The organism is Streptomyces huiliensis, from assembly GCF_020037025.1.
GTDB classification, from domain to species: Bacteria; Actinomycetota; Actinomycetes; order Streptomycetales; family Streptomycetaceae; genus Streptomyces; species Streptomyces huiliensis.
In genome coordinates, this window is sequence record NZ_JAIQLH010000065.1 from 16562 (window position 1) to 28648 (window position 12087).

Here is a 12087-nt window from a genome sequence, read left to right on the forward strand (position 1 = left end):
TACGCGGTGGGGGACGTCCGGCGTTACACGGAATCCCCATCGGGGCGCGGGTGACTTCCGCCGGGCGGTGAAGTCGCCTCCGCGTGCGTCCGTTCCGGCCGTGGCCGGGCGCCCGTCGGTGTCGTCAGCGGGAGTGGTCAGCGGCGGCCGGCGCCAGCAGCCGGTCCAGGGCGCGGCGGGTACGGGCCGGGGCCTCGGGGTCGGCGAGGAGCTGGAGCTCCTGGTTGAGCGCCAGGTAGCAGCCGACGAGCTCGTACGTCACCTGCTCCGGATCGGTGTCGGCGGGCAGCTCGCCGGCCGCGACGGCCTGGCGGAGCTCGGCCGCGAGGCGGCGGCGCCAGACGCGGCTGAGGCGGGCCACCGCGTCGCGCACCCGGCCGCCCCGGGCGTCGAACTCGACGGAGGCGGTGGTGAAGAGGCAGCCGCCGGGGAAGACGGCGCGCTCGTGCTCCAGGTAGCCGATCCACGCCTCGCACAGGGCGCGCAGCCGCGGCAGGCCCGGCGCGGCGTCCTCCGCCGGGTGCCAGACGGCGCGGACGAAGACCGCGGACGCGCCCTCCAGGACGGCGAGCTGGAGGGTCTCCTTGGTGCCGAAGTGGCCGAGGACGCCGGCCTTGCTCATGCCCAGGTCGGTGGCGAGACGGCCGATCGTCAGCCCCTCCAGGCCCTCCACCGAGGCGATCGCGATGCCGCGGTCGATGATGCGTCCGCGGGTGGCGCGGGCTTCGGCGGCGGACTTGCGAGGGCTCATCCGGTCATCCTAGCCATCCGGCCGGCTTTTAGCTTCCGATCGGTCGGTTGCTATATTCCGGCGTGGCGACGGCGCTCCACCCGGCCGGACCGGGGGGCGCCGCCCTTCCTGCCGACCCTTCCTGCCGATCCTTCCGACCGATCCTTCCGAGTCGTACCGAAGCAAGGAGAACCGACCGTGCCGGGATCCCGCATCACCGCCCTGGGCCGCTACCAGCCGTCCCGCGTCCTGACCAACGACGACCTGGCGGGCATGGTCGACACCAGCGACGAGTGGATCCGCCGCAGGACCGGCATCGCCACCCGGCGGATCGCCGCCGAGACGGAGTCCGTCGCCGACATGGCGGCCGCCGCCGCGGCCGACGCCCTCGCCTCGGCCGGCCTGGACCCCTCCGACATCGGCCTGGTCACGGTGGCGACCTGCTCCGCCGTCGACCGCTGCCCCTCGACCGCCGCCCAGGTCGCCGGACGGCTCGGCATCCCCGCGGCCGTCGCGTACGACCTCAACAACGGCTGCGCCGGCTTCTGCACCGCCCTCGCCACCGCCGACCACGCCGTCCGCGCCGGCGCGGCCCGCCACGCCCTGGTCAACGGCGCGGAGAAGATGTCCGACGTCACCGACTGGACGGACCGCAGCAGCTGCGTCCTGCTCGGCGACGGCGCGGGGGCGGCCGTCGTCAGCGCCGCCGAGCCGGAGGGGATAGGCCCGGTCGTCTGGGGTTCGGACCCGACGCGCGCCGACGCCGTCCGGCTCCTCGGCGACTGGCACCCGCGCTTCGCCCAGAAGGGCCAGACCGTCTTCCGCTGGGTCACCGCCGAACTCCCGGCCATCGCCCGCGAAGCGTGCCGCCGCGCCGGCCTCACCCCGTCCGACCTCGCGGGCGTGGTGACCCACCAGGCCAACCTGCGCATCATCGAGAACGTCGTCCGCCGACTCGACCTGCCCGACCACGTGGTGGTCGCCCAGGACGTCGTCGACTCCGGCAACACCTCCGCCGCGTCCGTCCCCCTCGCCCTGGCCAAGCTGGTCGAGCGCGGCGAACTCCCCGCCGGCGGGCCGGTCCTGCTGCTGGCCTTCGGCGGTGGGATGTCCTGGGCGGGCCAGGTCGTCACCTGTCCTTAGATCCGGTGTCCTCGGATCCGGCGCCGCGCGCGCCCGGCGCGGCCCGGAAACGGCGGGGACGCCGGCGGCGCCCGTACCGTAGGGTGCGGGCGCAGGCATCCCCGCTCTCACCAGGAGACCTCGATGGCCGTCCGCCGCATCGTGCCCGTCATCCGAACGGCGGCCACGCGTGAAAGCCACGACTTCTACGGCCTGTTGGGCTTCGAGGAGGTCATGGACCACGGCTGGATCTCCACCCTCGCCTCCCCGTCCGTCCCGGCGGCTCAGCTCAGCTTCACGACCGGCGACAGGACCGCTCCGGTCACCCCCGACCTGAGCGTCGAGGTGGACGACGTGGACGCCGTCCACGCGGCCCTGCGGGACAGCGGCGCGGAGATCGTCCATCCCCTCCAGGACGAGGAGTGGGGTGTACGCCGCTTCTTCGTCCGCGACCCCAACGGCCGCGTCGTCAACGTGCTGAGCCACCTGAAGCGCGGCGGCTGACGCCTGAAGCGCGGCCGACGGCCGGAGCGCGACCGACGGCGCCCGCCGCCCCTGCGGGTGCGGCGGGCGCGGGCCGGTCAGGTCACGGCCAGCCCTGCGTCACCTTGGCGGGGGCGGTGTTCCAGCTCTTGGGGATGAACGTGATCGCGTACGTCCCGCGGTCGAAGTCCGAGTACCCGGCGGACCAGTTCGGGAACTTGCTCTCGTACACGTGCATGGGACCCAGGTCGCTGTTGGGCGCGTGGTAGTGGTCGCCGTGGGTCCAGACGGTCTTGTCGGCGTCCGCTTCCGTCTGGGCGCCGAACCAGCCGTAGTCGAAGTTGACCCAGCGTTCGCCGGGGCTGGTGGGACTGCGCGGGACGTTCCTGTCCCGCGACATGTCGACCAGGCCCGTACGCGGGTCGGGACGGAAGGCCTCCGGGTCGCCGTACTTCCTCTTGTCGGCGGAGCCCCGCTGGTCCTGCCCGCTCCAGAAGTGCTTCGAGTAGATGACCGCCTTCATTTTGGACGGGTCGTGGTTGCCCCCGTTCCTTTCCTTGAAGGACGGTGTGTTCCGCAGCGCCGAGAAGAAGTTCGATCGGCTGTCCTCGTCGGCCAGAGCGTCGTTGCCGTTCCGCAGTTCCTTCTTGAGGTTGTCGAGGTAGGCCCCCTCGTCGTGCGCGTTTTCCAGGGCCTTGTTCACCACGGACGCGACGTCGCGCGCCCGCTGGAAACCCTTCGTCTCGTCGAAGCTGTCCTTCGCGATACGCCCCTCGAACTCCGCCCGCGTCTCACCGGGACGGGGGCCGGAGTTCCGCAGGGCGTTCCGGTACCTGTTCTCGTCGAAGAACGCGAACGCCACGTCGTTCGTCGGGTACGGGCCCGTGTTGGCCCAGGTGACACCGACGCAGCCGTAGGACAGCTTGTCCCGCTGCTCCTCGGTCATCTGCTGTTTCCGGCCGTCGCGGTGGCTGTAGACCTGCTGCCACTTGCGGATGTAGTTGTTGACGACGGTGGAGGCCCTGCCTCCGTAGGCCTGGTACGCGTCGGGCATCCGGTCGAGCGGCTCGGCGGGGGGTATTTCCCTGCCGCCGGAGAAGAGGGGGGCGCGTAAAGAGGGGCCGGCGCCCGGGGACGGTGCGGCCGAGGACCTGCCGGCGGCGAGAGCCCTTTCGTTCAGCGCGTTGATGTTGCCGACGTCCTCCGCCGTCAGACCGTGCGTCGCGGCGTAGGAACCCTTTTTCTCCCCGTCACCTCTGCCGGCGGCCTGGCTGACCGACGGCAGGAATCCGGTGGTACAGACGACCGCCCCCACGGCGGTCAAGGCGAGAAGTTTCGGGCGTTTGCGCATGAACGTGACACTCCCTTGTGGTGAATTCCGTGAAGCGAGGGCATGTGAGCGCGCGGCGCGACGGAGAACGGAGAATTCCGCGGCGAGCCGCCGCCGTGAAGCGGAAGGAATCGCTTCGGGCAGTGATCATGTCGCCGCGTCGACGTCCCAGCAACAACACGGTTTAGGAACCGGCCAACCTGTCCCGCAGGACACAATTCGGCCAGGTGTCCGACGCGCCCGGGCACGGCACGCACGGTGCGGCAGCGCTTCCGCGCCCTCGCGGTACGGCTCGCCGCGAAGGCGACACCGGTGTATGCCAAGGGCAAGGGGGGACCTGACACGTCGGAGCGTCCGACGACAGCGTGTTTCCGGCCCGTGTCGGACCGTGGCCGGGTCGCCTCGGCGGCGGTGGCCGCGGTACTGCCGGCAGGCGGGCGGCGATATCGGCATTACCGCTGGTCAGATGAGGTGATGGCACGCCGACGGCCTCCGCCGGTGCGGAGGCCGTGGCGGTGGCGTGCGACGAAGGGGCGTCGGCCGGCGTCCCGTGGGCCGCGAGGGTCGACCTGATCTCGCGGCTACGGGGTCATCCCCGGAAGATCCGGTGACGGTTCGTCAGGAAGCGTCCTCGGACGACGCCCCGCCCGGGCCGGAGGCGGTCGTCCGCGCGTAGTGGTCGGCGATCTCGTCGCTCGTGGTCAGCCAGACCCCGGGGTGGTCGGCGACGTACTCCAGCGCCTGGTCGAGGTACTTGGCACGGAACGGCTGGCCGGTGACGAACGGGTGCAGGGCCAGGGCCATCACCCGGCCGCTGTCCGCCGAGTCCTCGTACAGCCGGTCTAGCTGGTCCTTGACGATCCGGACGAAGTCGGGGCCGGTGAGGCCCTTGCTCACGAACAGGCCGATGTCGTTGAGCTCGACCGAGTACGGCACGCTCAGCATGCCCGGGACGTTGAGCCGGTACGGCTGGTCGTCGCTGGTCCAGTCCAGTACGTAGTCCAGGCCGAGTTCGGCGAGCAGCCGCGGGGTCTCGAACGTCTCGGTGAGCGCCGGACCCATCCAGCCGCGGGGCCGCTGCCCGGTGGTCTTCTCGATGCTGCCGATCACCTCCGTCAGGTAGGCGCGCTCCTCCTCGACGCTCATGTCGGCCTGGAAGGTGGAGTTGTTCTTGCCGTGGGCCAGCCACGCCCAGTTCCTGGCCCGCCCCGCTTCGACGATCTCGGGGTACCGCTCGCCCGCGTCGGAGTTGAGCAGGACGCTCGCGCGCATCCCGTGCCGGTCGAGGCTCTCGATCTGCCGCCAGACGCCCACCCGGGGCCCGTAGTCGCGCCAGCCGTAGTTCAGCGGGTCCGGCGCCAGGTCCCTCGTCCCCTCGAACGTGCTCGTCGACGGGCGGTCGATCCGGTAGTGCTCGATGTTGAGCCCCACGTAGAAGGCGACGCGGGCGCCGCCCGGCCAGCGGATCGGCTCGCGGCCGACGATGGGGCTGTAGTCGTAGAGCCGGTTGTCCATCAGTGCTCACCTCATGTCTGGAAGGCTGTGGTTTCGCCTGGCCCTACGCTCGAACATTCACATTGATGTGAAGGTCAACAGAGCACGTGACGTGAGGGTGGTCACAAGCGTCCGGCATCCGCCCGGGGCGCCGGGTTCAGCCGCCGGGGAAGGTGCGCATCGCGAGGTCGACGGCGCGGCCGAGGTCCTCGGAGCCGGCGCCGGAGCACGCCTGGACGGCGATGCCGTACCAGACGAGGCAGACGTAGCGGGCCAGGTCGCCGGCGTCGACGTCGGCGGGCAGGTCGCCCTCGCGGCGGGCCCGTTCGAAGCGCTCGCGCAGGGCGTCCTCGGCGGCGTGCCGCCGGGCCGCCGCCTCGGCGCGGACGGCGCCCGACTGCCCGCCGGTGGCCAGGGCGCCGTGCACCATGAGGCAGCCGGGGCCGTCCTCCCCGGTGGTGGCCGCGATGGTGCCGCGCAGCAGGGTCTCGGCGGTGGAGCGGGCGGTGGGCTGCCGGAAGGCCTCCCGTACGTGGACGGCCGTCTCCATGTAGCGGTCGAGCACCTTGCCGAAGAGCGCCTCCTTGTTGCCGTAGGCGGCGTACAGGCTGGGCCGGCTGATGCCCATCGCCTCGGTGAGGTCGGACAGCGCGGTGCCCTCGTACCCCTGCCGCCAGAACACGCGCAGGGCGCGGTCGAGCCGTTCGTCGAGGTCGAAAGCGCGTGGGCGTCCGGTCGTCATGGGCTGCCTCCTCCGAAGTTCTGTACTGATCGGTATGGTAGCGTCCTCGTTCAGTACCGATCGGTACAGAACTAGGGAGGGTCTTCCATGTCCACCACGAACACGGCGTCCGCCACGCAGGCCGGGAACACCACGCTGGCCGGGAACGCCACGCATGCGGGGAACACCGGGCATGCCGAGAACACCGCCGGCCCCGCCGACGGGCAGCGGCTGACCGGCAAGGTCGCGCTGGTCACCGGCGGCTCGCGAGGCATCGGAGCGACCACCGCGCGCATGCTCGCCGAGGCGGGCGCGGACGTCGCGATCTCCTACGCCGCGTCGGCCGACCGGGCCGAGGCGCTGGCCGCCCGACTGACCGCCCTCGGCGTCCGGGCCGCCGCCTACCGCGCCGACCAGGCGGACCCCGCCCAGGTCGCGCGCCTGGTCGCCACGGTCGCCGAGGACTTCGGCCGGCTGGACATCCTGGTCAACAACGCCGGGGTGATCGCCTCGGGAACGGTCGGCGACCCGGCCGCGGACACCGCCGCGCTGGACCGGCAGTACGACGTCAACGTCGGCGGCGTCGTGGCCGGCATCCGCTCCGCCGCCGCCGTGCTCGCCGACGACGGCCGCATCATCACCATCGGCTCCAACCTCGCCGCCCGCACCGCCTCCCCGGGCGTCGCCGACTACGCGGCGGGCAAGGCCGCCGTCGTCGGGTACAGCAAGGGCGCCGCACGGGACCTCGCGCCGCGCGGCATCACCGTCAACGTGGTCGCGGCCGGCTCCACGGCCACCGACATGAACCCGGAGGACGGGCCGAACTCGGACTTCCAGCGCTCCATCAACGCGCTGGGCCGCTACGCCCGCCCCGAGGAGATCGCGGCCGGCGTCCTCTTCCTCGCGAGCCCCGGCGCCTCCTTCGTCACCGGCACGGTCCTCACCATCGACGGCGGCAGCCTGGCGTGAGGCCGCGGACGGCGTGAGGCCGCGGACGGCCTGGCGGGCGCCGCCGCCGACCGCCCGCGCTCAGCGGCCGGCGGCCCCGCTCCCCTCGGCGGGGAGGAGCGGGAACAGCTGGGCCACCGCGGCCACAACAACGGCCTCGCCGGAGCCCGCCGCCGGGCCATGGCCCCGGTCGCGGTAGCGGGCGATCAACTCACGGATCGAAGCGGCGAGTTCGGACGCCTCCGCCGGGGTGAGGCGGAGCACGGCGCCGACGGACAGGTCCTGCCGCCACGCGTCCGGCGCCTGGCCCCGAGAGGCCGGCCGGCGCGGGCGGCCCTCGTCCGCGGGCTCGTCGGCGAGGGCGGCGCACTCCACGGGCTCCGCACGGCCGGGCTGTTCGGGCGTGCCCCAGCGCAGCCGCCACGGCCGCGCCCGGCCGCCCTGGTCCGGGACCTCCTCGATGAGGCCGTGCCGGGCGAGTTGCCGCAGGTGGAAGGAGCACAGACCGGAGCTGTGGCCGAGGCGGGCGGCGGCCTCGGTGGAGGTGAGGGTGCCGGTCTCGGCGAGCAGGTCCAGCAGGGCGATCCGCACGGGATGCTCGGGCAGGGACCGCGGGGCACGGCCCGGTCGGGACTCCGCGGCCGCGGTTCGACGGTTCTGATCACTCACTTTGCAAAGAGTGCTACTTTGCCAACCACTTGGCAACCCGTCAGCGGACCCGGACCGGCACCCCCGTCCCCGCGGCTGACACTCACGGAAGGCGCTGATCGTTCATGGCTCTTGGTCTCGGAGATGACACGCAGGACCGCCGGGTGCGCGTGCAGGGCGAACCCGTCGAGTCCTACCCGCGCCTCGCGCCGGAGGTGGAGCGCGGCGCGGTGCGCCGGATCACCGTGGTCGGCGAGGAGATCCTGCACCGCCCGTGCCGGGAGGTGACCGAGTTCGGCACGCCCGAGCTGGCGCGGCTGATCGACGACATGTTCGCCACCAACGAGGCGGCGAGCGGGGCGGGGATCGCGGCCAACCAAGTAGGCGTCGACCTGCGGCTGTTCGTCTGGGACATCATGGACGAGTGGGGCGTCCGGCACGTCGGGCACATAGCCAACCCGGTCCTGGACGAGGTGCCCGCCGCCGAACGGCGCCTGGTGGAGGAGTCCGAGGGCTGCCTGTCCGTCCCCGGCCCCTACCGGGTGGTGCCGCGCCCCGACCGTGCCGTCGTCCGGGGCCGCGACAAGGACGGCAATCCGCTGGTGATCGAGGGCAGGGGCTACTTCGCCCGTTGCCTCCAGCACGAGACCGACCACCTGCACGGTCACCTCTACCTGGACCGGCTGGCGCAGCGGGAACGGAAGTCGGCCCTCCGCGAGATGCGGGATTCCCAGGACGAGGTCTTCGCCCGGCGTGCCGCCGCGGCGAAGAAGCTCGGCAAGTGACGCGCCGCCCCTGACGGCTCCGACTCCGCGACGGCCCGACTCCGCCATGACGGGGCGCCGGACGCGGCCGGAACGTCACCGGCCGCGTCCGGCGCTCTCCCGTTCGGGTGACGCGTCAGCGAGAACCCGCCTGTGCTCACCGCCGACAATCACACTGTTCCGCAGCGGGATCGAAGAGACGGTCCAAATCATCCGAACGGTCCGAACGGTCCGGGACGGTCGACGAGCACGGGAGGCCCACTCGCCATGTACGGCATCGCCAAGAAGCTGTTCTCCGGGATCGGAGCCGCGGCCGCGGCGCTGGGCTGCGTCGTGGTCACGGCCCCGCCCGCGGCGGCGGCCGGCAAGTGGTGCAACCACTCCGTCTGCATCGAGACCTACGACACCGGCACCTACCTGGGCCGGGTCGAGGTGTCGGTCACCAACACCAACCAGCCGCACCGCATCAGCGCCCGCGTGTGGACGACCAACGGCTGGAGCGCCAACACCAAGGTCGAGGACGTCGAGAAGTTCCGGACCTACCGCGACCAGGCGTACCCCCAGCGCCACTTCCCGGCGGGCACCCGGCTCTGCGCGGAGGGCTTCCGCGGCGGCGACAGCGTGGGGCTGCCCTGCGTGACCCTCACCAACTGAGACCGCCGCCCCCTGCGTCACTTCCGTCAGCAGGTCACGGTCTTCTGGTAGTGGCCCGTGATGAAGTAGTGGACCATCGTCCTGCCGTTGGCGAGCGACTTGCACCCGCTGTCGTCGCCTCCCTTGATGATGATTTTGATGCGCATGGTCTTGCCGCACTTGTTCGTGGCGCTGGCCCAGGGGTCCCCCGGGATGTTGCGGCCGCGCTCGACACAGGCGGGCGCGGTGCCGCCGCGGACGCTCGCGGCGGCCCGGGAGCCGCCGTCGGCGGAGGGCGCCGCCTGGGCCGCACCCGTGACCCCGAGGGCGGTGCCCACGGCGAGGACGGCTCCGGCGCTGCCGACGGCGAGACGGCGAGAAGTGAACATGGTCGCGGATTCCTCTCGTTGGCGCCGGCCGGAGCCGGCGCGGTGTCGTCGTGACCACGCTGCACGGCGGCCGGCCGCCCCCGCCAGCCGCCGTGGGCGATTGACGTACGAGTGGGACGTCCAACCCTCCGACCTGCGAAGACGCGCCCGAGCGGGCGAGTTCGCGAGACGCCCGCCGGACCGTCGGGTCAGCCGCCGGCCGTTCCCGCCGCGACTCGTCCCCGTCAGGGGTGTACCCGCCTGATCCCGACGCAGGAGGATGTCGGTTGTTCGCGCTCATTCAATGACCTCATTCAATGACCGGGAGAACCGATGACGGGAAACACGGGCAAGCGGAGACTGACGGCCCTGCTCGGCGCCGCGGTCGGGACCGCGCTGATACTGCCGTCCTCCGCGCAGGCCGCGCCGGAGGACGAACACCCCGCCACCCGGGCGGCACTCCAGGCGTTCCAGGCGGTCGGCGGCCCGGGGGCCGGACTCCACGCCGGGGACCGGACCGGCTCCTGGAGTCTCAGCGTCGGCACCGGCACCAACGGCGCCGACCGGCCCGTCCAGCCCACCGATCACCACCGCGTGGGCAGCCAGACCAAGACCTTCACGGCCGTCGCGGTGCTGCAACTGGTGGACGAGGGCAAGGTGGCCCTCGACACGGCGATCGAGCGCTACCTGCCCGGGGTCGTCGACGGCAACGGTTACGACGGCGACACCATCACCGTCCGTCACCTCCTCCAGCACACCAGCGGGATCCCGACCAACGTCCCCAACCCCAAGGCCGAACCGGACGGCACCTACACCCTGGCCGCGCTGGTGCGCGACGGGCTCGGCCACCCCCCGGCCTTCCCGCCGGGCACTTCCTTCCAGTACAGCAACACCAACTACGCGATCCTCGGCATGCTTATCGAGAAGATCACCGGCACCCCGGTGGGCGAGGTGATCACGAAACGGATCGTCGAACCGCTCGGCCTGACCGGGACCCGCTACCCCAAGCCGGGCGACCGCTCCCTCGCCGACCCCGCGGTCCGCGGCTACCGGGGCGTCCGGGTCGGTCCGTTCTTCTCCTGGACGGACGTCACCACGACGCTGGAGCCGTCCGTCTTCCACAGCGCGGGGGCGATGACCTCCACCGAGCGGGACATGGCCGCGTTCTTCCAGGCGCTCGTCGACGGCAGGCTCCTCTCCCGGGCGAGCCTGGACGCGATGGAGGCGCCGGGCGCCCACGCCCCGTACGGCCTGGGCCTGGACCGGCTGCCCCTGCCCTGCGGCGGCGTGGCGTTCGGGCACACCGGAGGCGTGCCCGGTTACCTGTCCTTCTCCGCGGCGACCGCCGACGGCCGGCGCGTGTCGCTGATGACCAACTCCATGGCGTCGCTCAACTCCGAGACGGCGATCGCCAGGATGACCGCCGCGGCGTCCACCGCCCTGTGCGAGAACCGCTGACGCGGAGGCCGGCGGGCTTCCGGGCCGACGCGCACCGCGTCGCCCGCGGACGTCACGCGCCCCGGCCGGTGTGAGCGCCCCGGCCGGGGCCCGCGAACGTCCCGGCGGCGTTCCGGTCAGTCCCTCGCCGCCGGCGGCCTGCGCGCGAAGTGGCGGGCTGTCGGGACCAGCGCGGCGGCGGCCGGGACGAGGAAGCAGGCGGCGGCGCACGCCGCGAGGACGGGCGTGACCCCGAACGCGCCGATGGCCGGGGCGATCAGGGCGAGGCCGGCCGGCGCCAGGCCGTAGGAGACGAGGAAGTCCAGCGAGGAGACCCGTGCGAGCTTGTCCGGCGCCACCTCGCGCTGCGTCGCCGTGAACCAGGGCACGTTGAACAGCTCGATCCCGACCCCCGCGACGGCGTACGCGGCGACGACCGCGAGCGGATGCACGGGCAGCATCAGGCTCAGCGGAGCGACACCGTACGCGGCCAGGCCCGCGAACGCCGCCCAGCCCTGGGACCGCGGCCGCCACCGCGCGACGAGCAGGGCGCCGCCGAGCGCGCCGACGGTGTACGCGGTCGTGGCCGCGGCCAGCACCCACTCGCTGCCGTACCGGTCCCGGCTGATGAGGGGCAGCGCGACGCTGGTGGCGGAGTAGCCGAGCGCGATGACCGCGACGAGCGCGGCCAGCCCGGCGAGGAACCACGGGTGGCGGCGCGCCTCGCGTATCCCGTCGGCGAACTCCGTACGGAAGCCGGGACGCCCGGCCGGCACGACGGGGACGCCGCCGGCACCGGCGGCCCGGGCCGGGACCAGCGCGGCCACCAGCCACAGCAGGCCGATGCCGAGCAGCAGCGTCCGGGTGTCCAGGAACGCCGCGAGCAGCGAGGCCAGGGCCGGGCCGGCGAGCGTGGAGCTCCGTACCGCCAGGGTCATGGCGGCGTTGGCCCGTTGCCGGCCCTCGGGGGCGACGGTCTCGGCGGTCAGCGCCTGGAACGCCGGGCGGCAGGCGCCCTGTCCGGCGCCGGCGAGGACGGCGGCGGCCGTCATCAGCACGAGCGAGCGGCCGAGTCCGGCGGCGAGGAGGGGCGCGGCGGCCGCCGCCGCGAGGGCCGACCAGAGGACGACCGCGCGGCGCGAGTGCCGGTCGGCCAGGACGCCGCCGACGGCGACGGCGACGAGGAACCCGGCGGTGCGGGCGGCGAGGACCAGGCCGAGTCCGGCGGCGCCGAGGTCGCGGTGGAGGACGGCGAGTCCGAGGACGAAGGGCAGGGCCCAGGTCGCGAGGCCCGAGGCGGTGGTGCCCGCCCACAGACGCAGGAACGCGGCGTCCCGGAGGATCGAACGCGGGGGAGGGGAGGCGGGCTTGGCCTCCGTCGGCAGGGGTGTGGTCACCACGGTGTGGTC

At 73.0% G+C, this 12087-nt stretch carries 13 protein-coding genes; 6 read left to right on the forward strand and 7 right to left on the reverse strand.

Annotated elements, in window-relative coordinates; genetic code table 11:
• Positions 1-124: 124 nt before the first annotated feature.
• A complete protein-coding gene (locus JNW98_RS13955) occupies positions 125-751 on the reverse strand; it encodes a TetR/AcrR family transcriptional regulator (protein WP_223768510.1) in 627 nt (208 codons plus the stop codon).
• A gap of 177 nt (positions 752-928) precedes the next feature.
• On the opposite strand from JNW98_RS13955, the gene JNW98_RS13960 reads away from it, so the two are divergent.
• Together JNW98_RS13960 and JNW98_RS13965 are read left to right on the forward strand one after the other, a co-directional pair.
• Positions 929-1873 carry a beta-ketoacyl-ACP synthase III gene (locus JNW98_RS13960; RefSeq protein WP_223768511.1) on the forward strand — a complete coding sequence of 315 codons (945 nt, stop codon included), beginning with the start codon at positions 929-931 and terminating at the stop codon, positions 1871-1873.
• 123 nt (positions 1874-1996) lie between these two features.
• Positions 1997-2356: a VOC family protein gene (locus JNW98_RS13965; RefSeq protein ID WP_223768512.1), complete on the forward strand. Its 360-nt coding sequence runs from the start codon at positions 1997-1999 to the stop codon at positions 2354-2356.
• A gap of 82 nt (positions 2357-2438) precedes the next feature.
• Here the strand turns inward: JNW98_RS13965 and JNW98_RS13970 are convergent, their stop codons facing one another.
• The 3 genes from JNW98_RS13970 to JNW98_RS13980 form a co-directional block, all read right to left on the reverse strand.
• Positions 2439-3686 (reverse strand): protein-glutamine gamma-glutamyltransferase, encoded by a 1248-nt coding sequence (locus JNW98_RS13970; RefSeq protein ID WP_223768513.1) that lies wholly within the window; start codon positions 3684-3686, stop codon positions 2439-2441.
• A gap of 597 nt (positions 3687-4283) precedes the next feature.
• Complete coding sequence (locus JNW98_RS13975) at positions 4284-5180, reverse strand: polysaccharide deacetylase family protein (RefSeq protein WP_223768514.1); 897 nt, start codon at positions 5178-5180, stop codon at positions 4284-4286.
• 136 nt (positions 5181-5316) lie between these two features.
• Positions 5317-5901 carry a TetR/AcrR family transcriptional regulator gene (locus tag JNW98_RS13980; protein ID WP_223768515.1) on the reverse strand — a complete coding sequence of 195 codons (585 nt, stop codon included), beginning with the start codon at positions 5899-5901 and terminating at the stop codon, positions 5317-5319.
• Between the two features lie 87 nt (positions 5902-5988).
• On the opposite strand from JNW98_RS13980, the gene JNW98_RS13985 reads away from it, so the two are divergent.
• Entirely contained in the window at positions 5989-6849 is an 861-nt protein-coding gene (locus JNW98_RS13985; protein ID WP_223768516.1) for an SDR family NAD(P)-dependent oxidoreductase, read from the forward strand.
• A gap of 60 nt (positions 6850-6909) precedes the next feature.
• Here the strand turns inward: JNW98_RS13985 and JNW98_RS13990 are convergent, their stop codons facing one another.
• Positions 6910-7497, reverse strand: a complete 588-nt coding sequence (locus JNW98_RS13990; RefSeq protein WP_223768517.1) for an ArsR/SmtB family transcription factor — start codon at positions 7495-7497, stop codon at positions 6910-6912.
• 104 nt (positions 7498-7601) lie between these two features.
• On the opposite strand from JNW98_RS13990, the gene def reads away from it, so the two are divergent.
• Complete coding sequence (gene def, locus JNW98_RS13995) at positions 7602-8261, forward strand: peptide deformylase (protein WP_223768518.1); 660 nt, start codon at positions 7602-7604, stop codon at positions 8259-8261.
• Between the two features lie 246 nt (positions 8262-8507).
• Positions 8508-8894 (forward strand): hypothetical protein, encoded by a 387-nt coding sequence (locus JNW98_RS14000; protein WP_223768519.1) that lies wholly within the window; start codon positions 8508-8510, stop codon positions 8892-8894.
• A gap of 26 nt (positions 8895-8920) precedes the next feature.
• On the opposite strand, the gene JNW98_RS14005 is transcribed toward JNW98_RS14000, so the two are convergent.
• Positions 8921-9262 carry an alpha-amylase inhibitor gene (locus JNW98_RS14005; RefSeq protein WP_223768520.1) on the reverse strand — a complete coding sequence of 114 codons (342 nt, stop codon included), beginning with the start codon at positions 9260-9262 and terminating at the stop codon, positions 8921-8923.
• Positions 9263-9574: 312 nt separating this feature from the next.
• Here JNW98_RS14005 and JNW98_RS14010 point away from each other — a divergent pair, with 312 nt between their 5' ends.
• Positions 9575-10699, forward strand: a complete 1125-nt coding sequence (locus JNW98_RS14010; protein WP_223768521.1) for a serine hydrolase domain-containing protein — start codon at positions 9575-9577, stop codon at positions 10697-10699.
• A gap of 116 nt (positions 10700-10815) precedes the next feature.
• Here JNW98_RS14010 and JNW98_RS14015 read toward each other — a convergent pair whose 3' ends face one another.
• The gene (locus JNW98_RS14015) at positions 10816-12078 is read right to left on the reverse strand and encodes an MFS transporter (RefSeq protein WP_223768522.1); all 1263 of its coding nucleotides are present in this window, start codon (positions 12076-12078) and stop codon (positions 10816-10818) included.
• Positions 12079-12087: the final 9 nt, after the last annotated feature.

Bases quoted from the DNA above. Each gene is read 5' to 3' on its own strand.
- JNW98_RS13955 (WP_223768510.1), bottom strand. From the start codon at position 751: ATGAGCCCTCGCAAGTCCGCCGCCGAAGCCCGCGCCACCCGCGGACGC.
- JNW98_RS13965 (WP_223768512.1), top strand. From the start codon at position 1,997: ATGGCCGTCCGCCGCATCGTGCCCGTCATCCGAACGGCGGCCACGCGT.
- JNW98_RS13970 (WP_223768513.1), bottom strand. From the start codon at position 3,686: ATGCGCAAACGCCCGAAACTTCTCGCCTTGACCGCCGTGGGGGCGGTC.
- JNW98_RS13975 (WP_223768514.1), bottom strand. From the start codon at position 5,180: ATGGACAACCGGCTCTACGACTACAGCCCCATCGTCGGCCGCGAGCCG.
- JNW98_RS13980 (WP_223768515.1), bottom strand. From the start codon at position 5,901: ATGACGACCGGACGCCCACGCGCTTTCGACCTCGACGAACGGCTCGAC.
- JNW98_RS13985 (WP_223768516.1), top strand. From the start codon at position 5,989: ATGTCCACCACGAACACGGCGTCCGCCACGCAGGCCGGGAACACCACG.
- def (WP_223768518.1), top strand. From the start codon at position 7,602: ATGGCTCTTGGTCTCGGAGATGACACGCAGGACCGCCGGGTGCGCGTG.
- JNW98_RS14000 (WP_223768519.1), top strand. From the start codon at position 8,508: ATGTACGGCATCGCCAAGAAGCTGTTCTCCGGGATCGGAGCCGCGGCC.
- JNW98_RS14005 (WP_223768520.1), bottom strand. From the start codon at position 9,262: ATGTTCACTTCTCGCCGTCTCGCCGTCGGCAGCGCCGGAGCCGTCCTC.
- JNW98_RS14010 (WP_223768521.1), top strand. From the start codon at position 9,575: ATGACGGGAAACACGGGCAAGCGGAGACTGACGGCCCTGCTCGGCGCC.